Source organism: Eleftheria terrae (assembly GCF_030419005.1).
Lineage (GTDB): Bacteria > Pseudomonadota > Gammaproteobacteria > Burkholderiales > Burkholderiaceae_C > Caldimonas > Caldimonas terrae.
Map to the genome: position 1 here is coordinate 1,117,357 of NZ_CP106951.1, position 23,144 is coordinate 1,140,500.

Here is a 23,144-nt window from a genome sequence, read left to right on the forward strand (position 1 = left end):
TCGGATCAGGATTTGTTGCGGAAGAAGATCCGCGCCAGGATGTTGAGCAGCAGCACCCCGATGGTGATCAGGAACACGCCCGCCCAGGCGAGCTTCTGCCAGTTCGGGTCCGGGTTCATCGCGAACTGGAAGATGGTGGCCGGCAGGCTGGCCACCGGCGCTCCGAGGTTCAGGCTCCAGAACTGGTTGTTGAAGGCGGTGAACAGCAGCGGTGCGGTTTCACCGGCGATGCGCGCCAGTGCCAGCAGCACGCCCGTCACCACGCCGGCCCGGGCCGCCTTGAGGGTGACCATGGAGACCACCTTCCACTTCGGCGTACCCAGCGCATAGGCGGCTTCGCGCAGCGCGTTGGGAATCAGCATCAGCATGTTCTCGGTGGTGCGGATCACGACCGGGATCACGATCAGGGCCAGCGCCACCACCCCGGCCAGGCCGGAGAAACTCCGCATCGGCGCGACCACCACCGCGTAGACGAACAGGCCGATAACGATGGACGGGGCCGACAGCAGGATGTCGTTGATGAAGCGCGTCACCGCACCGAGCCAGCCGCGCTGGCCGTACTCGGCCAGGTAGATCCCGGCCAGGATACCGATGGGCGTGCCGAGCAGCGTGGCCAGCGCCACCATCATCAGCGAGCCGGCAATGGCATTGGCCAGGCCGCCGCCCTCTGCCTGCGGCGGCGGCGTCATCTCGGTGAACAGCGACAGCGAGAGGCCGCCGATGCCGAGGCGCACCGTCTCGAACAGGATCCACAGCAACCAGAAGACACCAAAGGCCATGGCCGCCATCGACAGGGCCAGCGCGAGGGTGTTGGTGCGCTTGCGGCGGCGGTGCACCGCCAGGCGCGCATCGTCGAGCAGCAGGCGGCTCATGCGCGGGCTCCTTCGCGCCGCTTCAGGCGCAGCAACAGGATCTTGGAGAACGCCAGCACCACGAAGGTGATGAAGAACAGCACCAGGCCGAGGTAGATCAACGAGGCGGAATGCAGGCCTTCCTGCGCCTCGGCGAACTCATTGGCCAGGGCGGAAGTGATGCTGTTGGCTGCCTCGAACAGCGAGGCCGAGTCGAGCTGGTTGGCATTGCCGATGACGAAGGTGACCGCCATCGTCTCGCCCAGCGCACGCCCCAGGCCCAGCATGATGCCGCCGATGACACCGGTCTTGGTGTAGGGCAGCACCACCTTCCAGACCACCTCCCAGGTGGTGGAGCCGAGGCCGTAGGCCGATTCCTTCAGCAGCGCCGGCGTGACCTCGAAGACGTCGCGCATCACCGAGGCGATGAAGGGAATGATCATGATGGCCAGGATGATGCCCGCCGACAGCAGGCCGATGCCCACCGGCGGGCCGGAAAACAGCGCACCGAGGTAAGGCACTTCGCCGAACGCCGCCTGCAGCGGCTGCTGAACATAGGTGGCCAGGATGGGGCCGAAGACCATCATGCCCCACATGCCGTAGACGATGGACGGCACGGCGGCCAGCAGTTCGATGGCGGTGCCCAGCGGCCGGCGCAGCCAGCCCGGCGACAGCTCGGTGAGGAACAGCGCGATGCCGAAGCTCACCGGCACGGCGATCAGCAGCGCGATGAGCGAGGTCATCAGCGTGCCGTAGATCATCACCAGGCCGCCGTACTGGTCCTGCACCGGGTCCCATTCGCTGCGCCACAGGAAGCTCAGGCCGTAGGCCTCGATGGCAGGCGCCGCGCCGATCAGCAGCGACACCAAGATGCCCAGCAGCAGCGCCAGGGTCAGCAAGGCCGCACCATGGGCCAGACAGGAGAAGACGGTGTCCGCCCACGGCGAAACCCGGCGCGCGACCGGGGGCTCGCCCATTGGGTCCGTTCGTTGCATGTTGTCGGTGTTGTAGTGGGATGCCCGGAGTGTAGCGGTCACGTTTTCCCCTCGATGTGCGAGCAGGGCGGCTCGCGCCACCCCACCCTGGAGCCTGCTTCAGCCCGCCTGCCTCACTTGACGGCGACGACCTTCCCGCTGCTGTCCTTGATCTCGCCCCACTGCTTGCGAACCAGCGCCTTGACCGATTCCGGCAGCGGCACATATTCGAGCTCGGACGCCATCTTGTCGCCGTTGGCGCCGTAGGCCCAGTCGAAGAACTTCAGTGCGCCGGCAGCCTTGGCCGGGTCATCCTGCGACTTGTGCATCAGGATGAAGGTGGCGCCGGTGATCGGCCAGGCATCCTTGCCTGCCTGCTCCGTCAGCACCTGGTAGAAGCTCTTGGACCAGTCGGCGCCGGCGGCGGCGGCCTTGAAGTTCACCTCGTCAGGGGCCACGAACTGGCCATCCTTGTTGCGCAGCAGGACATAGGACATCTTGTTCTGCTTGGCATAGGCGTACTCGACATAGCCGATCGAGTTGGGCAGGCGCTGCACGAAGGCCGACACCCCCTCGTTGCCCTTGCCACCCGCGCCGGTGGGCCACTTCACCGCGGTACCTTCGCCGACCTGGCTCTTCCACTCGGCATTCACCTTCGACAGGTAGTTGGTGAAGATGAAGCTGGTGCCCGAACCATCGGCCCGGCGCACCACCGCGATGGCCGCGTCCGGCAGCGACACGCCCGGGTTCAGGGCGGTCAGCGCCGGATCGTTCCACTTGGCGATCTTGCCGAGGAAGATGTCACCCAGCACCTGGCCACTCATCTTGAGCTGGCCGGGGGTGATGCCCTTGATGTTGACCACCGGCACCACGCCGCCGATGACGGTGGGGAATTGCACCAGACCGTCCTTGGCCAGCTCTTCGTCCTTCAGCGGTGCGTCCGACGCACCGAAAGCAACCGTCTTCGCCTTGATCTGGCGAATGCCCGCGCCCGAGCCGACGGACTGGTAGTTGATGCGCACACCGGTGGCCTTGTTGTAGGCGTCGGCCCACTTGCTGTAGACCGGCGCCGGGAAGGAGGCACCGGCGCCGGTGACGTCCTGGGCCTGGGCGAAGCCGGTAACACCCACCAGCGCGGCAGCAGCCAGCCCGCAGCGGATCAGGGAGAAGTTCATCAGGTGCACCTTACTTAGTAAGCGGAGGGTGGGAAACAAGGCCTCACAACAGGCCTCTCGACGGTGGCGGACTGTAGGGCGCATTTGTGACATCGCCGTGACATCTGGCGCCGCACCAGCAATGCGCCCGCCCGCACCGGCCGGACTGTCATGGAGCGTCATGCCGGCGTCACGGGATTGTCATGCACCGCTTCTAAGCTGCGCGGCGCTGAGAGCCGGGAGGTGGAGGGTCCACGCTCACCGGCCCGAGACAGCCCGACGCTTTCCCAAGGAGCTCACATGATCCAACGTACCTGGGTGCTCGCCTTCGGCGCTGCACTGATGGCCACCCTGGTCGGCTGCGCCGCCACGCCCGCACCGAAAACCGTCGCCGAGGCCACGGCCGGCGCGCCCCAGCTGGGCACGCTGAACAAGCTGGTGGCCGAAGCCGGCCTGGGCGACACGCTGCGGGCCGGCGGCCCCTACACGGTGTTTGCGCCGTCCGACGAAGCCTTCGCCCAGTTGCCCAAGGCCACCCTGGACAGCCTGGCGCAGGACAAGGAACGGCTGAAGGCGGTGCTTGCCTATCACATCGTGCCGGGCAAGCTTGGCGCCGCCGATGTGAAGAACGGCAATGTCAAGACCCTGCAGGGCAGCGAAGTGGCCCTGTCCAAGGCCGGCACCTTCGTGACGGTGGAAGACGCCATGGTCCTGCAGGCCGACATGCCGGCCAGCAACGGCGTCGTGCACGTCATCGACCGCGTGCTGATGCCGCCGCAGAAGAAATGATGCGACGATAAGTCGTCGCCCGAACGGCAAAGGGCCGGCACCGGCCGGCCCTTTGCCTGCAGGCAGCCAGGCCGCCGGCCAGGAGGAAGCGAACCTCAGCCGGCCCGCACCGCCTCGGCCAGGCGTTCCGCGCAGCGGCGCGCCAACGGCTCGTCCTGCGCCTCGACCATCACCCGCAGCAGCGGCTCGGTGCCCGAGGCACGGATCAACACCCGCCCGCGTGCCTGCAGCTCCTCGGTGACCGCCTGCTGCGTTTCGGCCAGCCGGCCATTGGCCTTCCAGTCCTGGCCCGGCTGCAGCCGGACGTTGATCAGCACTTGGGGGAACAACTGCACGCCGTCCAGCAGGTCAGTCAACGTGCGACCGGACCGAATGACCGCCTGCAGGACCTGCAGGGCACTGATGATGCCGTCGCCGGTGGTGTGCCGGTCGAGCGCCAACAGGTGGCCCGAGCCTTCACCGCCCAGCTGCCAGCCGCGCGTGATCAGTTCTTCGAGCACATAGCGGTCGCCCACCTTGGCCCGCACGAAGTCGACGCCACGCGCCTGCAGCGCCAGCTCCACCGCCATGTTGGTCATCAGCGTGCCGACTGCGCCCGGCACCGACTGGCCTTGCGCCAGGCGGTCCATCACCATCACGTAGAGCAGCTCGTCGCCGTTGTAGAGCCGGCCCTGCCGGTCCACCAGCTGCAGGCGGTCGGCATCGCCGTCCAGGGCCACGCCATACTCGGCGCCCTGCTCCTGCACGGCCTTGACGAGGGCAGCCGGCGCAGTCGCGCCAAAACCGGCATTGATGTTGTAGCCATCCGGCGCGCAGCCGATGGACACGACATCCGCCCCCAATTCGTGAAAGACGTTCGGAGCGACCAGGTAGCCAGCGCCGTGGGCCGCGTCGACGACCACCTTGACGCCCTTCAGCGACAGGTCGTTGCCGAAAGTGCTCTTGCAGAACTCGGTATAGCGGCCCTGCGCGTCGTCCAGCCGCCGCGCCTTGCCGAGGCCCGCCGAATCGGCCCACCGCGGCTCCTCGGCCAGGGCCGCCTCGACCCGGGCCTCCCACTCGTCGGGCAGCTTCTCGCCACGCGCCGAGAAGAACTTGACACCGTTGTCCCCGAAAGGATTGTGCGAGGCACTGATCACCACGCCGAGGTCCAGCCGCAACGCCCGCGTCAGGTAGGCCACGCCCGGCGTGGGCAGCGGCCCGCTCAGCAGCACATCCACGCCGGCCGAGGCGAAGCCGGCCTCCAGCGCGGATTCCAGCATGTAGCCCGAGATGCGGGTGTCCTTGCCGATCAGCACCGTCGGGCGCCGCCCGCCGGTCTTCAGCACGCGGCCCACGGCATGACCCAGCCTCAGCATGAAATCTGGCGTGATCGGGGCCTGGCCCACGGTGCCGCGTATGCCGTCGGTGCCAAAGTAAGTACGGCTCATCCTGCGTCCTCTGCCTGCTGTTCTCGTGGAAAGGGCGGTATTTTCGCCCTTTCAGCCTGACACCAGGCGCGCTGCGCGCCACACCTTCAGGGCCTCGACAGTGGCCGCCACATCGTGTACGCGCACCACGCGTGCACCGAGGATCACTGCCGCAAGCGCGGCCGCCACGCTGGGCACCAGCCGGTCGCCCACCGCCCGGCCGGTCACCGCACCCAGGGAGGACTTGCGCGACCAGCCGGCCAGCAGCGGATAGCCCAGCGCCAGCAACTCGCGCTGGCGGGCCAGCAGCTCGAAGTTGTGTTCCACGCTCTTGCCGAAGCCGAAACCCGGGTCTAGCACGATGCGCTCGCCGCCCACGCCTTGCCCGCGCAAGGCCGCGGCGCGTTCGGCCAGGAAGCCGCCGACCGCTTCCAGCACGTCGCCTTCGTAGGAAGGCGAGGCCTGCATCGACTTCGGCTGCCCCTGCATGTGCATCAGGCAGACCCCGCAGGCCGGATGCGCCGCCACGGTGGCCTCGGCGCCCGGCGCCCGCAGGGCATTGATGTCATTGACGATATCCACACCCAGGTCCAGCGCCGCCTGCATGACCTCGGGCTTGTAGGTATCGATCGACACCGGCACGCCGAGCCGCACCGCCTCGCGCAGCACAGGCAGCACGCGGTCCAGCTCCTGCTGCAGTGGCAGGGCTTCGGCGCCCGGGCGACTCGACTCACCGCCGATGTCGAGGATGTCAGCCCCCTCTTCCAGCAGTAGCTCGCAAGCTCGCACGGCCGCCGTGGCATTGCCATGCCGGCCGCCGTCGGAGAACGAGTCAGGCGTGACGTTGACGATGCCCATCACCCGCGGGCCCGAAAGGTCGATGCGAAACCGGGTGGTCTGCCAGAAGCTCATGCTGAACATCCCTCAGGAAATGCAAAACGGGGCCTTGCGGCCCCGTCGTGTGGAAGTCCGGCCAGCCTCAGGCGGTCGCCGGTGCACCGTCGGTGTTCACCGAGGGCGTGCTGCCGCCACCCCCACCGCTCTTGGAGTTGGACGGCGTCCAGTCCTTAGGCGGGCGCGGCGGGCGGCCGGACATGATGTCCTCGATCTGCTCGGCGTCGATGGTCTCCCACTCGAGCAAGGCCTTCGCCATCGCGTGCATCTTGTCCTGGTGGTCCTCGATCAGCTTGCGGGCGGTGCCGTACTGGTCGTCGATGATCTTGCGGATCTCGTGGTCGACCTTCTGCATCGTCTGCTCGGACACATTCACCTGCTTGGTGATGCTGCGGCCGAGGAACACCTCGCCCTCGTTCTCGGCATAGACCATCGGGCCCAGCTCGTCGGTCATGCCGTAACGGGTGACCATGTCGCGGGCAATCTGCGTGGCACGCTCGAAATCATTGCTGGCGCCGGTGGTCATCTGATTCATGAACACCTCTTCCGCAATACGGCCACCGAACAGCACCGAGATGGTGTTGAGCATGCGCTCCTTGTCCATGCTGTAGCGGTCGCCCTCGGGCAGCTGCATCGTCACACCCAGCGCGCGGCCACGCGGGATGATGGTGACCTTGTGCACCGGGTCGGTCTTCGGCAGCAGGCGAGCCACCAGGGCATGGCCGGCCTCGTGGTAGGCGGTGTTGCGACGCTCTTCCTCGGGCATGACCATGGACTTGCGCTCGGGGCCCATCAGGATCTTGTCCTTCGCCTTCTCGAAGTCCTGCATCTCGACCACGCGGCCGTTGCGCCGCGCCGCGAACAGCGCGGCTTCATTCACCAAGTTGGCCAGATCGGCACCAGAGAAACCCGGTGTGCCGCGCGCCAGGATGTCCGGCCGCACGTCGCCACCGATCGGCACCTTGCGCATGTGCACGGTCAGGATCTGCTCACGGCCGCGCACGTCCGGCAGCGTCACGTACACCTGGCGGTCGAAACGACCCGGGCGCAGCAGCGCCGGGTCCAGGATGTCCGGCCGGTTGGTCGCTGCGATGACGATGACACCCAGGTTGGTCTCGAAGCCGTCCATCTCCACCAGCATCTGGTTCAGCGTCTGCTCGCGCTCGTCGTTGCCGCCGCCCAGGCCAGCGCCCCGGTGGCGGCCGACGGCATCAATTTCGTCGACGAAGATGATGCAGGGTGCGTTTTTCTTCGCCTGCTCGAACATGTCGCGGACGCGGGCCGCGCCCACACCGACGAACATCTCGACGAAGTCGGAGCCGGAGATCGAGAAGAACGGCACCTTCGCCTCGCCGGCAATGCTCTTGGCCAGCAGCGTCTTGCCGGTCCCCGGCGGGCCGACCATCAGCACGCCGCGCGGAATGCGGCCACCGAGCTTCTGGAATTTCTGCGGGTCCTTCAGGAAGTCGACCAACTCCTTCACTTCTTCCTTGGCCTCGTCGCAACCGGCGACATCGGCGAAGGTGACGGAGTTGTTGGACTCGTCGAGCATGCGTGCCCGGCTCTTGCCGAAGCTGAAGGCGCCGCCCTTGCCGCCCCCCTGCATCTGGCGCATGAAGTAGATCCACACGCCGATCAGCAGGAGCATGGGCCCCCAGGAGATCAGGATGCTCATCAGTAGCGAGGGCTCCTCGCGCGGCTTGACGTCGAACTTCACGCCATTGTTGATGAGGTCGCCGACCAGGCCCCGGTCGAGGTAGGTGGCGGTGGTGCGGATGCGCTTGTCGTCATTGGTGACGGCAATGATCTCGGTACCGCCCGAGCCCTCCTGCAGGGTCACGGCCTTGATGCGCTTGCTGCGCACCTCTTCGAGGAAATCGGAATAACCGATCTGCCCCGAGGTGGCCACGCCGCGGTCGAATTGCTTGAACACGGTGAACAACACCAGCGCAATCACCAACCACACGGCCACTTTAGAGAACCACTGATTGTTCACTGGGGCTCCTTCTCCGATTCCTGATAGCAAAAATACTGCGAATACCGAATAGATCGGGGCAATTCTAGACGAGTCAAGACCCGGTTCTCTTTGATGTTTCCCACGCTTGTGACAGGTGTTTTCTATCGCCCGCCCGTCCACCAACGAGCGCAAAAGCGCCTTCTTTGAGCACTATCGGCAGTCAAGCCTGCAGCTTGAGACCCCGGCCGACAAGAAAGGTTTCAGAAGATTTGTCGCGCGAGGCCTTGGGCTTGATGGGCTTCACCACGCGAAAGCTGCGCTTGAACAACTCGACCAGCTGGCTGTAGCCGCTGCCGTGGAAGACCTTGCAGACGAGCGCCCCGTCCGGTCGCAGGTGGTTTTGCGCGAACTCGACCGCCAGCTCGACAAGATGCGCCACCCGGGCCGAATCCGAGGACTCGATGCCCGACAAGTTGGGCGCCATGTCGGAGATGACCACATCGACCGGCCGCCCGCCGACCACGTCGCGCAACTGCTGCAACACCTCATCCTCTCGGAAGTCGCCCTGGATGAAGCGCACGCCCTCGATCGGCTCGAAATCGAGCAGATCTAAAGCAATGAGCGTGCCATTCAACTCACCCACCGCGGCGCCGCCGACGCCGGCTTCCTTGGGCGCGAACTTGCGGCGCACGTACTGGCTCCAGGCGCCCGGGGCAGCGCCCAGGTCGACCACCAACTGGCCGGGCTTCAGCAGGTGCAACTCTTCGTCGATTTCCTTCAGCTTGTACGCAGCGCGGGCCCGGTAGCCCTCTTTCTGAGCCAACTTGACGTAGGGATCCGTGAGGTGGTCATGCAACCACGCCTTGTTCACCTTCTTGCTTTTGGTTTTGATCTTCATTGCCAAACGATAATACGCGCATGCCAGCCATCAATCTGACCCCTGCCCAGCGCAAAGAAAAACGCGCCGAGGCCCATCATCTCGACCCGGTCGTCCTCATCGGCGGCGAGGGCCTCAGCCCTGCCGTCATGAAGGAAACCGACGCCGCCCTCAAGGCCCACGGCCTGATCAAGGTCCGGGTGTTCTCCGACGAGCGCCAGACCCGCGAGGACATCCTCGCCAAGCTGGCCGACGAACTCGACGCCGCCCCCATCCAGCACATCGGCAAGCTGCTGGTGCTCTGGCGCCCCATGCCGCCAAAGGAAAAAGCGGAGCGCGAGGACCGCATGCCGGCGCCGAAGACGGTCAAGCTGGTCAAGTACTCCAAGCGAGGCGGCCAGCGCCCGGAAGTGAAGAAGGTGACCCTGCTCGGCAACCAGCGCCTGACGCCCGGCGGCACCATCAAGCGTGCCAAGCCACGGATCACCAGCGTCAAGAAAAAGGCCGGCAGCGAATAACCGCCTTGCCAACCGCCGCGCCCCTTCGGCGCGGCGCCCGCGAGGCAACCAGGAACCGCAGCCGCGAGCGCGCCCAGCCCGCTCAACGAGGCGCACAGCGCCAGCTGAGTGCGAGCAAGAGCAGGCCCTTGAGCAGGAAAAACACGCTCGACACCGCGTGCAGCGTCCCGAACGACCACGGCCCCTGCCCCGCCCTCGCCTGCTCCATCATCGGCTGCAGTGCGAAATACCCAGCCACCACGCAGAAGAGCACGCCGAACACCAGCACCAGTTCAGTGCTCATCGGCGATCCACGGCCTTGCTCGGCCTGGCGGGCAGCAACCTGCCGCTCCAGCAGGATCAGCACGACGGCCAGCGCCAGGCCCAGGTAGGCGTCGATGCGGAACAGCCGGGCTGCCACCAGCCCGGCCTGCTGGCGCTCCAGCACGGCGAACAGTGACGGAGCTGCCACCAGCCCCACGCACCCCACCACACCGGCCCACAAGCCGGCGAGCCAGCCACGCCAGCGCAGAAGCGACATCCGCATCACGCCGGCTGCCTCAGGCGTAGCGAACCTCAACAATCTCGTAGCGCTTGATGCCGCCGGGCGCCTGCACTTCCGCGACGTCACCGGCTTCCTTGCCGATCATTGCCCGTGCGATGGGCGAGCTGACCGAGATCAGGCCCTGCTTCAGGTCCGCCTCGTCGTCACCGACGATCTGGTAGGTGACCGGCTCGCCGGACTCTTCCTCTTCCAGGTCGACCGTCGCGCCAAACACCACCCGGCCGCCGGCGTCCAGCGTGGACGGATCGATGACCTGGGCAGCGGCCAGTTTGCTTTCGATTTCGAGGATGCGGCCTTCGATGAAGCCTTGCTTGTCCTTGGCCGCGTCGTACTCGGCGTTCTCGGACAGGTCGCCCTGGGCGCGAGCCTCGGCGATCGCATTGATCACGGCCGGGCGTTCGACCGTCTTGAGGCGGTGCAGCTCTTCCTTGAGCTTCTCGGCGCCGCGCTTGGTCAAAGGAATGGTGGCCATCAGTATCTCTCCGGCAGCAAAAAATCAGCCGCCGCCACACTCCTTCTCAGGAGGGCGGCGGCGGCCGCTGGGTTCAAGTTTGAAGTTAGTTTAGCTCTTTGTGAAGCTCCTGCACCGAATAGACCACCAGGTCGTCCAGGTGCTTCAGAGCCTCCACCGCGGCTTCACAGCCCGCCATCGTCGTGTAGTACGTGACGCGGTTGGCCAGCGCTGCCGTGCGGATGTAGCGCGAGTCGGCAATGGCCGTGCGGGTTTCATCCACCGTCGTGAAGACCAGCTGGATTTCGCCGGCCTTGATCATGTCGGCGATGTGCGGGCGACCGTCCTTGATCTTGTTGACGGTGCGCACCGGCACGCCGGCCTCGCTGATCGCCACTGCGGTGCCCCTGGTGGCCACCAACTGGAAGCCCAGCGCATGCAGTGTGCGCGCCGCCTCCACGGCACGTGCCTTGTCGCCGTTCTTCACCGTGATGCAGACCGTGCCGCTGGCAGGCAGGCGCGAGCCGGCGGCCAGCTGGCTCTTGAACATCGCCTCGCCGAAGGTCTTGCCGACGCCCATCACCTCGCCGGTCGATCGCATCTCGGGCCCCAGCACCGGATCGACGCCCGGGAACTTGTTGAACGGGAAGACGGCTTCCTTGACGCTGAAGTAAGGCGGAATCACCTCGCCCTTGACGCCCTTCTGCTCGCCCAGCTTCTGGCCCGCCATGCAGCGTGCCGCGATCTTGGCCAGCGGTTGGCCGGTCGCCTTGGAGACGTACGGCACCGTGCGCGAGGCACGCGGATTCACCTCGAGCACGTAGACGATGGCATCGCTGCCTTCGCCCTGGATGGCGAACTGCACGTTCATCAGCCCCACCACCTTGAGCGCCTTGGCCATCAGCGTGGTCTGCCGGCGCAACTCGTCCTGCAGGGACTTCGAGAGCGTGTACGGCGGCAGCGAGCAAGCGGAGTCGCCCGAGTGCACCCCGGCCTGCTCGATGTGCTCCATGATGCCGCCGATCATGACGTCCTGGCCGTCGCTGATGCAGTCCACGTCGACCTCGATCGCATCGTCGAGGAAGCGGTCCAGCAGCACCGGCGACTTCTCGGAGACCTTGACCGCCTCGCGCATGTAGCGCTCCAGGTCCTTGTCGCCGTGCACGATTTCCATCGCGCGGCCACCCAGCACATAGCTCGGGCGCACCACCAGCGGGTAGCCGATTTCCTGCGCCAGCGCCAACGCCTGCTCTTCGGTGCGGGCGGTGCGGTTGGGCGGCTGCTTCAGGCCCAGCTCGTGCAGCAACTTCTGGAAGCGCTCGCGGTCCTCGGCGATGTCGATGCTGTCCGGCGTGGTGCCGATGATGGGCACGCCATTGGCCTCGAGGTCGAGGGCCAGCTTCAGCGGCGTCTGGCCGCCGTACTGCACGATGACGCCGACCGGTTTTTCCTTGTCAACGATCTCCAGCACGTCTTCAAGCGTGACCGGCTCGAAGTAGAGGCGATCCGAGGTGTCGTAGTCGGTCGAGACCGTCTCGGGATTGCAGTTGACCATGATGGTCTCGTAGCCGTCCTCGCGCATGGCGAGGGCGGCGTGGACGCAGCAGTAGTCAAATTCGATGCCCTGCCCGATCCGGTTGGGACCACCGCCGAGCACCATGATCTTCTTCTTGTCGGTCGGCTGGGCCTCGCACTCCTCGTCATAGCTGGAGTACATGTAGGCCGTCTGCGTCTCGAATTCGGCGGCACAGGTGTCCACTCGCTTGTAGACCGGGCGGATGCCCTCGGCATGGCGGCGCTGGCGCACCGCATGCTGGTTGGTGCCCAGCAGCTTGGCCAGGCGGCGATCGGAGAAGCCCTTCTTCTTCAGGAAGCGCAGCTCCTCGGCCGACAGGCTGGCCAACGTGCGGCCGACGAGTTGCTGCTCGGTCTTCACGATCTGCTGGATCTGCGCCAGGAACCACGGATCGATCGCGGTTTCCTCGAACACCTCCTGCAGGCTCATGCCGATGCGGAACGCGTCGCCCACGAAGAGGATGCGCTCCGGGCCGGGCTCGCCGATCTCCTGCACGATCTCCTCGCGGTCGGTGCTGCGTTCGCTCAGGCCGTCGATACCGGTCTCCAGGCCTCGCAGGGCCTTCTGGAAGCTCTCCTGGAAGGTGCGGCCCATCGCCATCACCTCGCCCACCGATTTCATCTGGGTGGTCAGGCGCGAATCGGCCTCACGGAACTTCTCGAATGCGAAGCGCGGGATCTTGGTGACGACATAGTCGATGCTCGGCTCGAAGCTCGCGGGCGTCGCGCCGCCGGTGATCTCGTTGCGCAGCTCGTCGAGCGTGTAGCCCACCGCCAGCTTGGCCGCAACCTTGGCGATCGGGAAGCCGGTGGCCTTGGATGCGAGTGCCGAGGAGCGCGAGACGCGCGGGTTCATCTCGATCACGATCATGCGGCCGTTGGCCGGGTTGATCGAGAACTGCACGTTGGAGCCACCGGTGTCCACGCCGATCTCGCGCAGGATGGCCACCGAGGCATTGCGCAGCAGCTGGTATTCCTTGTCCGTCAGGGTCTGCGCCGGCGCCACGGTGATGGAGTCGCCGGTGTGGATGCCCATCGGATCCAGGTTCTCGATGGAGCAGACGATGATGCAGTTGTCCGCCTTGTCGCGGACCACTTCCATCTCGTACTCCTTCCAGCCGATCAGCGATTCCTCGATCAGCAGTTCCTTGGTCGGCGAGAGGTCGAGGCCGCGCTTGCAGATTTCCTCGAACTCCTCCGGGTTGTAGGCAATGCCGCCGCCCGTGCCGCCCAAGGTGAAGCTGGGACGAATGACGGTCGGAAAGCCCGGGCCGCCGGTCTCGGCGGCAATGCGCTTCTGCACCGTCCAGGCCTCTTCCATCGAATGCGCGATGCCGGACTTGGCCGAGTCGAGGCCGATCTTGGTCATCGCCTCCTTGAACTTCTGGCGGTCCTCGGCCTTCTCGATGGCATGCTCGTTGGCGCCGATCATCTCGACGCCGTACTTGGCCAGCACGCCATGCTTGTGCAGGTCCAGCGCGCAGTTCAGCGCGGTCTGCCCGCCCATGGTCGGCAGGATCGCGTCGGGACGCTCCTTGGCGATGATGCGCTCGACCACCTGCCAGGTGATGGGTTCAATGTAGGTGACATCGGCCATCTCGGGGTCGGTCATGATGGTGGCCGGGTTGCTGTTGACCAGCACCACCTTGTAGCCCTCCTGACGCAGCGCCTTGCAGGCCTGCGCCCCGGAGTAGTCGAACTCGCAGGCCTGACCGATGATGATCGGGCCGGCGCCGATGATGAGGATGGTCTTGAGGTCGTTCCGCTTAGGCATTCTTCTTCTCCATCAACGCCACGAAGCGGTCGAAGAGGTATCCAATGTCGCTGGGGCCGGGCGACGCCTCGGGGTGCCCCTGGAAACAGAAGGCCGGCTTGTCGGTGCGGGCCAGGCCCTGCAGCGTGCCGTCGAACAAGCTGACGTGCGTCGGACGCAGGTTGGCGGGCAGCGAGGCCTCGTCCACCGCGAAGCCATGGTTCTGGCTGGTGATGCTGACGCGGCCGGAGTCGAGGTCCTTGACCGGGTGGTTGGCACCGTGGTGGCCGAACTTCATCTTGAAGGTCTTGGCACCTGAGGCCAGCGCCATGATCTGGTGACCCAGGCAGATGCCGAAGGTCGGGATGCCTCGCTCGATCAGCTCGCGCGACGCCTGGATGGCGTAGTCGCACGGCTCGGGGTCGCCAGGGCCGTTGCTGAGGAAGATGCCGTCGGGCTGGTGCTTGAGGGCCTCGGCCGCAGGCGTCGTGGCGGGCAGCACCGTGACCTTGCACCCCCGCTCGGCCAGCATGCGCAGGATGTTGCGCTTGACGCCGAAGTCATAGGCCACGACGTGGAAGCGCGGGGTCTCGACGCGGCCATAGCCTTCGCCCAGCTTCCACTCGTTCTCGGTCCAGTCGTAGCGCTCGTTCACGCTCACCACCTTCGCCAGGTCCAGCCCTGCCATGCTCGGCGCAGCCTTGGCCTTGGCGATCGCATCATCGATGTGGGCCTGCGTGATCTCCTGGCCGGCCGGCAGCGCCAGGATGCAGCCATTCTGCGCGCCCGTGGTACGCAGGATGCGGGTCAGGCGACGGGTATCGATGTCGGCGATCGCCACCGTGCCCTCCTGCTGGAGGTACTGGGGCAGCGTCCGCGTCATGCGGAAGTTTGATTCGAGAACCGGCAGATCCTTGATGATCAAGCCGGCGGCATGGACTTTCGGCGCCTCGATATCCTCTTCATTCACGCCCACGTTGCCGATGTGCGGATACGTCAGGGTGACGATCTGCCGGCAGTAGCTGGGGTCGGTGAGGATTTCCTGATAGCCGGTGAGCGCGGTGTTGAACACCACTTCACCGACCGTATGACCGGCTGCGCCGATCGAGGTGCCACGAAAGACCGTGCCGTCTGCGAGTGCGAGGAGTGCTTGGGGCAGTTGCGGCAGCACGGGATACTCTCCGTAGGTGTGTGCACGCCCAGCTCTGCTCGACAAGCAGCGCTCCAGTCGATGGACGTCGACCGGGGTGGAAACGACAGGGGGTTTCGCTAGGCGGGGGTGGTTGCAGGTAAACCGCGGAATTATAGCCTGCGGGCACGACTTCCTGGCAGCCTGCGCCTGCAGCGGCCTTCGACGCCCCGACAACAGGCACCGGAACGCGAAAGCCTCTCACTCTCATGCGCAGCCCATGCACCGCGAGTCGGGTTAGGCGGCCGCGCACTTGGAGCTCGGCAATCGAAGCCCCACAATCCGCCGACGATTCACCACTACAAGAAGGACAGGAGCCCCGATGAAAGGCGATCCGAAAGTCATCGAACACCTGAACGCGCAGCTGAAGAACGAGCTGACCGCGATCAACCAGTACTTCCTCCATTACCGCATCCTGCAGCACTGGGGCTTCGACAAGCTGGCGAAGAAGGAGTACGCCGAGTCGATCGGCGAGATGAAGCATGCCGACAAGCTCATGGCCCGCATCCTGATGCTGGACGGCCTGCCCAACCTGCAAGACCTGGGCAAGCTGATGATCGGTGAAGAGGTGCTCGAAGTCCTGCAATGCGACTTGCGGCTGGAGCAAGGCGCACAGGCCACCATCAAGGATGGCATCGCCTATTGCGAGTCGGTGCGCGACTATGTCTCGCGCGACCTGCTGCAGGAGATCCTCGACGACACCGAGGAGCACATCGACTTCCTCGAAACCCAGCTGGACCTGGCCAGCAAGGTGGGCCTGCAGAACTACATGCAGTCCATCATGGCCGAGGTGGCCTGAGCCGCCCCACTTCCTCGACGGGTTCCTGTCAGCCGCGCCAGCGAGGCAGGACCCGCCCAGTGCGCCGCATGTAGTCGCGGTAGTCCTCCCCGAATGTCTCCAGCATCAGTTCCTCTTCGCGTGGCACGCGCAGGAAGTACAGCAGCGCAAAGCCGGGGATGGCCAGCGCCCCAGCCACCCAGTTCTGCACGAGCAGCGGCTGCGCCAGGGCGAACAGCCAGATCGAGGCATACATCGGATGGCGGAGGCGGCGATACACCCCCTGGCTGACCAGCCGGTGCTCGGTATGCACCTCCAGCGACGGTGACCAGTGGCGGCCCAGGTCGGCATGCGACCGGTAGAACAACCACAGCGACGCCACCATCATTGCCACGGCGGCACCACCGTAAGGCAGTGGCAGGCGGTAGTCGAACAGGTCCAGCCAGGGTGTGGCCAAGTAGAACATCGGCAAGCCGAGCAAGGTCAGGAAGACCCCGAACATGAGCCACTGCTCCAGCGGGCAGACCTTGCTGCGCGCCACGCGATTCGCCCGGTTGGCCTGCACATGCGGCCAACGTATGGCCAGCTGGAGGAAGGCAGCCAGCACCCAGCACAGCTCGGGCCAGCGCACCTGCTCCCCGCGGCGCCAGACATAGGCGGCCACCACCAGCCCGAACAACAGCACCGGGAACCACAAGCGCAGGCGGGCCCCGTAAACGCCGGAGGTGGCATTGGCGCCACGGTCCTGCGCCGCCGCCGCGTCGATGCGCCTCATGCGCACAGCCCCAAGGGCTCCGGTTCAGCGTCTTCCGCCTCGCCCCTGGCTACCCGCGCCTCGCATGCCCGTGCGGTACAGCCACTTCCCGCGATCAGGGACTTCTCCATCCTCATATTTCCTCGGCGCATGGCGCGCAATTAGGGCATCGAATTTGCCTATTGATAGTGGGCAGTATGCGGCCCCAACGCGCGAATACCGCCTCCCCCAAAAGTGGGAGGCCCCAACGGCGCACCCCGGCCAGAGCCCGGGTTCGCGGCGCCATCGCGGCCCCTCCCCCTCGTTCAGATACCCCTCTTCGCAACAGAGCATTGAATTGCGAATCATTCGTATTTATACTGGGCACAACTTGAATAGAAGGACCAGCGAATGATTGTGTGCGTCTGCCGAAAGGTCTCGGACCGCGACATCGAGCGTGCCGCTCGGGCGGGTTGCGCCTCGTTCGACGACCTGCAAATGGAGCTGGGTGTGGCCACCTGCTGCGGCCGGTGCGCCGAGTGCGCACAGCAGACCCTGGAGTCCGCCACCCACAAGCAGACAGTCGGCGCGCGTGCAGCGTGCGCGCCGCGTGAGCTGGCCTTGGCGTGATGATGGTTTCGCTGCTGAGCTTGGCCATTGTGCTGGTCGGCGCCTGGTGGGTGGTGACCCGCCCCTGAGCGTCCCGGCCCCACCGAGCCTGCCGCACCCGATCATTTCAAGAAAGCAACGTCCGATGAAATCGACTTCTGCTCTGGCAGGCCGCGAACAGCCTGTCCCCCTGCCCCCTTCGCTGGCCGTCGCCGCAGCACAGGGCCCCGCCTCTCAAGCACCGGCCGCCCCCACGCTGGCCAGCAGCAGTCTGCTTCGTGGCGGCAAATCGGTTCAGATTGAACACAACGGCTCGCTCTACCAGCTGCGCGCGACCAAGCTGGGCAAGCTGATCCTGACCAAATAGCTTTCATCGTGGGGCGACCCGGAGGCGGGTTTCTATCGAACCGCCGCGGGTCGTATTTGTGCGCAGCCACGTACCGGTCGCCGGTGCCAGCCACGCTTTTTTTGCCCCCTGGGTAGACCCTTTCAGCCTGCAGCCAGGGCCGCGATGCCGGCCTTCGCCACCTGGGCATCTTCGGCGGATTTGACGCCGCTGACTCCCACCGCACCGACGCACTCGCCCTCCACCAGGATCGGCACGCCACCTTCCAGCAGCCCCTGCAGTGCAGGCGCGCTGAGGAAGGACATGCGCCCTTGGTTCACCATGTCTTCGTAGATCTTGCTTTCACGGCGCCCGAGCGCCGCGGTGTGCGCCTTGGCAGGAGCGATCTGGGCGGAGACGGGTGAGGCGCCGTCCAGGCGCTGGAACCACAGCAGGTGGCCGCCGTCGTCAACAATGGCGATGGAGACCGCCCAGCCATGGGCTTGCGCCTCCGCGCGTGCCGCCTGGGCGATCCGGTCGACGTCGGCAGCGGTCAGTTGCGGCTTGGTTTTCATTCGCGAACCTTTCTTTTGTCCTCGGTATGCACGGGCGGCACAGCGCCGCCCTGCTGCATCCTGCATGTTGCCAGCAAGCGGCCGGTGCTGGCTTACAGCCATCTTGCTGGTGCCGCTCACCGCGCCTGCGCGGTGGAACTAGAATCGCCACCGGGAGGTCGAATCGCGGCCGCTTTGTGTTAGAGGAGAAAACCGATGAATGAAAGTCTTCAAGCAGCGTATTCGGGCTCAGGCGTCCTGGCCGAACAACGCAACCGTGTGCTGCGCAATACCTACTGGCTGCTGGCCCTGTCGATGGTGCCCACCGTCCTTGGTGCCTGGATCGGCGTGCAAACCGGCTTCAGCTTCTTTGCCGGCAAGCCCCTGATCAGCTTCATGGTGTTCATGGGCGTGGCCTTCGGCTTCTTCTTCGCGATCGAGAAGTTCAAGAACTCCCCGGTGGGCGTGGCCCTGTTGCTCGGCTTCACCTTCTTCATGGGCCTGATGCTGTCGCGCCTGATCGGGGTGGTGCTCGGCAACTTCTCGAACGGTGCCCAGTTGATCATGATGGCCTTCGGCGGCACCGCGCTGGTGTTCTTCGGCATGGCGACGCTTGCCACCACGGTCAAGCGCGACCTGTCGAGCATGGGCAAGTGGCTGATGGTCGGCGCCGTGATGCTGATGGTCGCCTGCGTGGCCAACATCTTCCTGAAGATGCCCGCCATGGCTGCCACCATCTCGGCCCTGGCGATCGTGATCTTCTCGGCCTTCATGCTGTACGACATCAAGCGCGTGATCGACGGCGGCGAAACGAACTACGTGACGGCCACCCTGGCGATCTACCTGGACATCTACAACGTGTTCCAGTCGCTGCTGAGCCTGCTCGGCATCTTCGGCGGCGAACGCGAGTAAGCCGGCTGGACACACCGCGGCCGAAGGCCGCAGCAAGCACAACGGGGCCCGCGGGCCCCGTTGTGCTTGCGGGCGGCAGCCGCGGTGGGGCCGCCCGGGCCTCAGTTGCGCTCGAACACGGCGATGCTCTCCACATGAGCCGTGTGCGGGAACATGTTGACCGCGCCTGCGCCCGCGGCCCGATAGCCCGCCTGGTGCACCAGCAGCCCTGCATCACGTGCCAGGGTGGCCGGGTTGCAGGAGACGTAGACGATACGTCGTGGCGCCTGGTAGCCCGGCACCAGCTCCGGCTGCTGATGCAGGTCGGCCAGCGCCTTCACCAGCGCGAAGGCGCCTTCACGCGGCGGGTCTACCAACCATTTGTCGGCCGGCCCGTAGCCGGCGAGCTCGGACGGCTCGATCTCGAACAGGTTGCGAGCCTCGAAGCTGGTCTTGTCAGCGAGGCCGTTGTGGCGCGCGTTCTCGCGCGAACGCTGCACCAGCGCCTCGCTGCCCTCGATGCCCAGCACCTGGCGGGCACGGCGGGCAATGGGCAGCGTGAAGTTCCCGAGCCCGCAGAACCAGTCGATGACCCGCTCCTGCGGCTGCGCATCGAGCAAGCCCAGGGCACGGTTCACCAGCACGCGGTTGATGTGGTGGTTGACCTGGGTGAAGTCGGTCGGCTTGAAGGGCATCGAGATGTCGAACTCGGGCAACGAGTACGCCAGCTGTACCCCACCGGCCTCCAGCAGGTGGACGCTGTCCGGACCCTTGGGTTGCAACCACCACTGCACGCCCTGCTCCGCGGCGAAGGCGCGCAGCCGGTCCAGGTCGGCGGCCGACAACGGTTCCAGATGGCGCAGCACCAGCGCGGTGATGAGCTCGCCGTGATGGTTGCCAATGGCCACCTCGATCTGCGGCAAGCGCTCCCGGGCGTCCATGGCCTCGATCAGCCGACGCAGCGGCACCAGCATGGCACTGATGTGCGCAGGCAGGATCTCGCAGCTGTCCATGTCCGCCACATAGCTCGACTTGCGCTCATGGAATCCCACCAGCACACCGCCCTTCTTCGCCACATAGCGCACCGACAGCCTCGCCCGGTAGCGGTAGCCCCAGGTCGGGCCCTCGATGGGGCGAAACATCGTGTCCGGCTTGACCTTGCCCAGATGCCAGAGGTTGTCCTCCAGCACCCTCTGCTTCACCGCGACCTGAGCGCCAACATGGAAGTGCTGCATCTTGCAGCCCCCGCAGACGCCGAAATGCCGGCAGCGCGGCACCACGCGCTGGGAGCTCTCGCGTCGCAGCGCGCGCACCGTCGCCTGCTCCCAGTTGTTCTTGCGACGCCCGGTGTGCACCTGGACCTCTTCGCCGGGCAGCGCCCCTTCGACAAACACCACCTTGCCTTCGGCGTTGTGGGCCACGCCTTGCGCCTCCAGGTCGAGCGACTCGATCCGGAGCCATTCATTTGCTTGAGTCATGCCCCGGATTATCGGCCCCAGGCCTCCAGGTACTCCCGCCAGTGCGGCTCGTCGATCTCGCCGAGGCAGTTCTTGACGTGTTCGATTTCACGCTCGTATTCGCCCTCGGTGAGACCGCCGCGCATCTGCTGGAAGCGGCAGTACATGAGGTAGGTGTTCATCACGTCGGTCTCGCAGTAGCGACGGATGTCCTCCAGCTGCCCCGCCCGGTAGGCCGGGTAGACCGCCGAGCCGTCCATGCCCAGCTTGCCCGGAAAGCCGCAAAGCTTGGCCATGGCGTCCAGCGGTGCATTGGCGCGCGGCTGGTACAGGGCCAGCAGGTCCATCAGGTCGAGGTGGCGCATGTGGTAGCGCGAGATGTAGTTGTTCCACTTGAACTCGCGATCGTCCTCGCCCAGGTCCCAGTACTTGTGGGCGGTGACGCCGTGCCGCAGGCCGCGGTAGTGCAGCACCGGCAGGTCGAAGCCGCCGCCGTTCCAGCTGACCAGCTGCGGCATGTGCTTCTCGATGGTGTTGAAGAAGGTCTGGATGATCTTGCCTTCCTGGCTCACACCCTCGGGCTCGCGATCGACGAAGGAATGGATGCGCAGCCCGTCGGCGTTGCGGAAGACGCAGCTGATCACCAGCACCCGCTGCAGGTAGTGCGGCATGAAGTCGCTCTGGCCGGCGGCGGCACGCTCGGCCAGCACCTGGGCGAAGAACGCCTCGTCGTCAAGCTCGGGCTCGGCCTTGCGCAAGGCGCGCAGACCAGGAATGTCGGGGATGGATTCGATGTCGAAGACGAGTACCGGCCAGGTCATGGCACCTCTGTGCAGTGGGGAAGTGAAGTGAGAACGGGAAAACGAAAGAATGCCGCTCCGGGCCCGGATCCAGGCCGCTGGCGGCAGCCGGCGGGGGCGATCAGAAGATCGAGTCGCGGTCCACGCCGTTGCGGATCATGCGGCGCTTGAGCTTGAGCAAGGCCTCTTGCTGGATCTGCCGGATGCGCTCGCGTGTCAGGCCCAAGCGCTCGGCCAGCACCTCCAGCGTCTCGGGCTCCCGGTCGTGCAGCCCGTAACGTCCGGCGAGCACCTCGCGCTCGCGCTCGCTGAGGTCACCAAGCCAGGTGTTGAGCAGGTGCTCGACCTCGTGCGTCAGCGTGGTGCCCATCGGGTCGGTGGCCTGTTCATCGGCCACCATGTCGATCATCGACTCGGAGTTGTCGCGCTCCAGCGGCGCGTCGAGCGAGGTGGGCGTCTCGGCGAACTTGAGCAGCTCGGCCACGTCCTGCACCGGGCGGCCCAGCATTGCCGCGACGTCTTCGACCCGCACCGGCTTGTCGCCGTCGGGGCGGCGCGACAGTTCGGCTTCGAGGTGGCGGCGTGCCTTCAGCACCTGGTTGAGCTCCCTCACCACATGCACCGGGAGCCGCACCAGACGGGCCTGATGCATGATGGCCCGCTCGATGCTCTGTCGTATCCACCACGAGGCATACGTCGAGAAACGAAACCCGCGCTCGGGCTCGAACTTGCCAATGGCATGCATCAAGCCCAGGTTGCCTTCCTCGATCAGGTCGGTGAGTGGCAGGCCCCGGCCGAGGTAGTTCTTCGCGATGCTGACCACGAGCCGCAGGTTGTGCTCGATCATCGACTGACGGGCGCCGAAGTCGCCGCCGCGCGCCCGCGTGGCGGTGGCGAATTCTTCCTCGGGTGTCAGCAGCGGCGTGCGGCGAATCTCGCGCAGGTAGGTCTGCAAGGTGTTGCCGATGTCCGGCTCACCGGCCGAGAACTCGGCCTTGGCAGCAGCGCCGTTGACCACCGGCTCCACCACTTCCGGCGCCGGCTCGGCTGGCACCGCCTGGTCCGACTCCAGGTAGGGCTCCAGCGCTGATTCAGGAAGCTCGCGAGCGTTGAGTTCGACGTGCTTCCTGTTCATCATGGGCTGCTCCGGGGTCCGGTGCGCTCAGCGCGGTGGTAGGAATTTGGCAGGGTCGACCGGCTTACCCTGCTTGCGAATCTCGAAGTGGAGCTTCACCCGATCGGAGTCGGTGGAGCCCATCTCGGCGATCTTCTGACCGCGCCGCACAGTTTGATCCTCCTTGACCAGCAGCGTCTGATTGTGCGCGTAGGCGGTAAGGTAACTGTTGTTGTGCTTGACAATGACCAGGTTGCCATACCCACGCAAGCCAGAACCGGCATAGACCACCCGGCCATCGGCGGCTGCATAGACCGGATCGCCCGGCTTGCCGGTGATGCCGAGGCCCTTGTTGCGCGACTCGTCGAACCCGGCGACCACCGCGCCACCTGCCGGCCACATCCAGTTGATGTTGTCGTCCCCCTCGCGGGCGGGCGGCGCGGGCGGCGGCGGCGCCACCGGTGCGGAAGCGGCCGTCGTCACCGGCGGCAGGCCGGCTTCGCCGGGGGGCACGCTGCCGGGCTTGGCATCCAGCGGACGCGGCTCGACACGCGCTGCGGAGATCGGCTTGGTCGCAGCCCCCCCCGGGTCGACACCCGGCGGCACCACCCGCAGCACCTGCCCGACTTCGAGCACGTTGGGGTTGTCGATGTTGTTCCAGCGCATGACATCACGCCAGTTCTGGCCCGACTCCAGGCCCACGCGGATCAGCGTGTCACCCGGCTTCACCGTGTAGTAGCCGGGCTTGCCGGCGTTCTCCGCGCCGGGCGGCAGCGGCCGCGACGCATCACCGGGGAGGGTCGAAGACGCCCGGCCCGAGGTGTTGCGATCCTCGACGGGGGCACGGTGCCTGGGGGTGGTGCAGGCCGCCAATAGCAAGGCGGCTGCAATGCAGACGCCTGTCTTGAAACTCATCAAAACTCCAGAAGTGGAAACCATGAGGGACGC

At 65.9% G+C, this 23,144-nt stretch carries 23 protein-coding genes; 6 read left to right on the forward strand and 17 right to left on the reverse strand.

Features of this window, described 5'->3' with window-relative positions; genetic code table 11:
- Positions 1–5: 5 nt before the first annotated feature.
- From pstA to pstS, 3 genes are all read right to left on the reverse strand, one after another.
- Entirely contained in the window at positions 6–872 is an 867-nt protein-coding gene (gene pstA, locus N7L95_RS04955) for a phosphate ABC transporter permease PstA (RefSeq protein WP_301258708.1), read from the reverse strand.
- Entirely contained in the window at positions 869–1,828 is a 960-nt protein-coding gene (gene pstC, locus N7L95_RS04960) for a phosphate ABC transporter permease PstC (RefSeq protein WP_435870060.1), read from the reverse strand. Before pstC ends, pstA begins: the two co-directional genes overlap by 4 nt.
- A 131-nt stretch (positions 1,829–1,959) precedes the next feature.
- Entirely contained in the window at positions 1,960–3,000 is a 1,041-nt protein-coding gene (gene pstS, locus N7L95_RS04965) for a phosphate ABC transporter substrate-binding protein PstS (RefSeq protein WP_301258710.1), read from the reverse strand.
- 279 nt (positions 3,001–3,279) lie between these two features.
- Between pstS and N7L95_RS04970 the strand changes: the two genes are divergently transcribed.
- Positions 3,280–3,768, forward strand: a complete 489-nt coding sequence (locus N7L95_RS04970; protein WP_301258711.1) for a fasciclin domain-containing protein — start codon at positions 3,280–3,282, stop codon at positions 3,766–3,768.
- Positions 3,769–3,863: 95 nt separating this feature from the next.
- Here N7L95_RS04970 and glmM read toward each other — a convergent pair whose 3' ends face one another.
- The 4 genes from glmM to N7L95_RS04990 form a co-directional block, all read right to left on the reverse strand.
- Positions 3,864–5,198 carry a phosphoglucosamine mutase gene (gene glmM, locus N7L95_RS04975; protein ID WP_301258712.1) on the reverse strand — a complete coding sequence of 445 codons (1,335 nt, stop codon included), beginning with the start codon at positions 5,196–5,198 and terminating at the stop codon, positions 3,864–3,866.
- A 51-nt stretch (positions 5,199–5,249) separates the two neighbouring features.
- A complete protein-coding gene (gene folP / locus N7L95_RS04980; RefSeq protein ID WP_301258714.1) occupies positions 5,250–6,089 on the reverse strand; it encodes a dihydropteroate synthase in 840 nt (279 codons plus the stop codon).
- A 67-nt stretch (positions 6,090–6,156) separates the two neighbouring features.
- A complete protein-coding gene (ftsH, locus tag N7L95_RS04985) occupies positions 6,157–8,067 on the reverse strand; it encodes an ATP-dependent zinc metalloprotease FtsH (protein WP_301258715.1) in 1,911 nt (636 codons plus the stop codon).
- Between the two features lie 181 nt (positions 8,068–8,248).
- Positions 8,249–8,926: an RlmE family RNA methyltransferase gene (locus tag N7L95_RS04990; RefSeq protein WP_301258717.1), complete on the reverse strand. Its 678-nt coding sequence runs from the start codon at positions 8,924–8,926 to the stop codon at positions 8,249–8,251.
- 20 nt (positions 8,927–8,946) lie between these two features.
- Here N7L95_RS04990 and yhbY point away from each other — a divergent pair, with 20 nt between their 5' ends.
- Entirely contained in the window at positions 8,947–9,423 is a 477-nt protein-coding gene (yhbY, locus tag N7L95_RS04995; RefSeq protein ID WP_301258719.1) for a ribosome assembly RNA-binding protein YhbY, read from the forward strand.
- A gap of 82 nt (positions 9,424–9,505) precedes the next feature.
- Here yhbY and N7L95_RS05000 read toward each other — a convergent pair whose 3' ends face one another.
- The 4 genes from N7L95_RS05000 to carA form a co-directional block, all read right to left on the reverse strand.
- Positions 9,506–9,949: a DUF4149 domain-containing protein gene (locus N7L95_RS05000; RefSeq protein ID WP_363324861.1), complete on the reverse strand. Its 444-nt coding sequence runs from the start codon at positions 9,947–9,949 to the stop codon at positions 9,506–9,508.
- A 13-nt stretch (positions 9,950–9,962) separates the two neighbouring features.
- Positions 9,963–10,439 (reverse strand): transcription elongation factor GreA, encoded by a 477-nt coding sequence (greA, locus tag N7L95_RS05005; protein WP_301258720.1) that lies wholly within the window; start codon positions 10,437–10,439, stop codon positions 9,963–9,965.
- An 85-nt stretch (positions 10,440–10,524) separates the two neighbouring features.
- The gene (gene carB / locus N7L95_RS05010; RefSeq protein WP_301258721.1) at positions 10,525–13,767 is read right to left on the reverse strand and encodes a carbamoyl-phosphate synthase large subunit; all 3,243 of its coding nucleotides are present in this window, start codon (positions 13,765–13,767) and stop codon (positions 10,525–10,527) included.
- Positions 13,760–14,917: a glutamine-hydrolyzing carbamoyl-phosphate synthase small subunit gene (gene carA / locus N7L95_RS05015; protein ID WP_301258722.1), complete on the reverse strand. Its 1,158-nt coding sequence runs from the start codon at positions 14,915–14,917 to the stop codon at positions 13,760–13,762. The genes carB and carA overlap by 8 nt, the downstream gene beginning before the upstream one ends.
- 340 nt (positions 14,918–15,257) lie before the next feature.
- Here carA and bfr point away from each other — a divergent pair, with 340 nt between their 5' ends.
- Complete coding sequence (bfr, locus tag N7L95_RS05020; protein ID WP_301258723.1) at positions 15,258–15,734, forward strand: bacterioferritin; 477 nt, start codon at positions 15,258–15,260, stop codon at positions 15,732–15,734.
- Positions 15,735–15,762: 28 nt separating this feature from the next.
- On the opposite strand, the gene N7L95_RS05025 is transcribed toward bfr, so the two are convergent.
- Positions 15,763–16,488: a protein-S-isoprenylcysteine O-methyltransferase gene (locus tag N7L95_RS05025; RefSeq protein ID WP_301258724.1), complete on the reverse strand. Its 726-nt coding sequence runs from the start codon at positions 16,486–16,488 to the stop codon at positions 15,763–15,765.
- A 369-nt stretch (positions 16,489–16,857) separates the two neighbouring features.
- Between N7L95_RS05025 and N7L95_RS05030 the strand changes: the two genes are divergently transcribed.
- Together N7L95_RS05030 and hemP are read left to right on the forward strand one after the other, a co-directional pair.
- The gene (locus tag N7L95_RS05030; protein ID WP_301258725.1) at positions 16,858–17,076 is read left to right on the forward strand and encodes a (2Fe-2S)-binding protein; all 219 of its coding nucleotides are present in this window, start codon (positions 16,858–16,860) and stop codon (positions 17,074–17,076) included.
- Positions 17,077–17,200: 124 nt separating this feature from the next.
- Positions 17,201–17,422, forward strand: coding sequence for a hemin uptake protein HemP (gene hemP, locus N7L95_RS05035; protein ID WP_301258726.1), 222 nt, complete (start codon positions 17,201–17,203; stop codon positions 17,420–17,422).
- Positions 17,423–17,544: 122 nt separating this feature from the next.
- Here the strand turns inward: hemP and N7L95_RS05040 are convergent, their stop codons facing one another.
- A complete protein-coding gene (locus tag N7L95_RS05040; RefSeq protein WP_301258727.1) occupies positions 17,545–17,955 on the reverse strand; it encodes a GlcG/HbpS family heme-binding protein in 411 nt (136 codons plus the stop codon).
- Positions 17,956–18,150: 195 nt separating this feature from the next.
- Between N7L95_RS05040 and N7L95_RS05045 the strand changes: the two genes are divergently transcribed.
- Positions 18,151–18,846, forward strand: coding sequence for a Bax inhibitor-1/YccA family protein (locus tag N7L95_RS05045; protein WP_301258728.1), 696 nt, complete (start codon positions 18,151–18,153; stop codon positions 18,844–18,846).
- A 101-nt stretch (positions 18,847–18,947) separates the two neighbouring features.
- Here N7L95_RS05045 and rlmD read toward each other — a convergent pair whose 3' ends face one another.
- The 4 genes from rlmD to N7L95_RS05065 form a co-directional block, all read right to left on the reverse strand.
- Positions 18,948–20,303: a 23S rRNA (uracil(1939)-C(5))-methyltransferase RlmD gene (rlmD, locus tag N7L95_RS05050; RefSeq protein WP_301258729.1), complete on the reverse strand. Its 1,356-nt coding sequence runs from the start codon at positions 20,301–20,303 to the stop codon at positions 18,948–18,950.
- Between the two features lie 8 nt (positions 20,304–20,311).
- Complete coding sequence (locus N7L95_RS05055; protein ID WP_301258730.1) at positions 20,312–21,103, reverse strand: 3'-5' exonuclease; 792 nt, start codon at positions 21,101–21,103, stop codon at positions 20,312–20,314.
- 100 nt (positions 21,104–21,203) lie between these two features.
- Positions 21,204–22,220, reverse strand: a complete 1,017-nt coding sequence (rpoS, locus tag N7L95_RS05060) for an RNA polymerase sigma factor RpoS (protein WP_301258731.1) — start codon at positions 22,218–22,220, stop codon at positions 21,204–21,206.
- A 24-nt stretch (positions 22,221–22,244) separates the two neighbouring features.
- Positions 22,245–23,135, reverse strand: coding sequence for a peptidoglycan DD-metalloendopeptidase family protein (locus tag N7L95_RS05065; protein WP_301258732.1), 891 nt, complete (start codon positions 23,133–23,135; stop codon positions 22,245–22,247).
- Positions 23,136–23,144 lie beyond the last annotated feature (9 nt).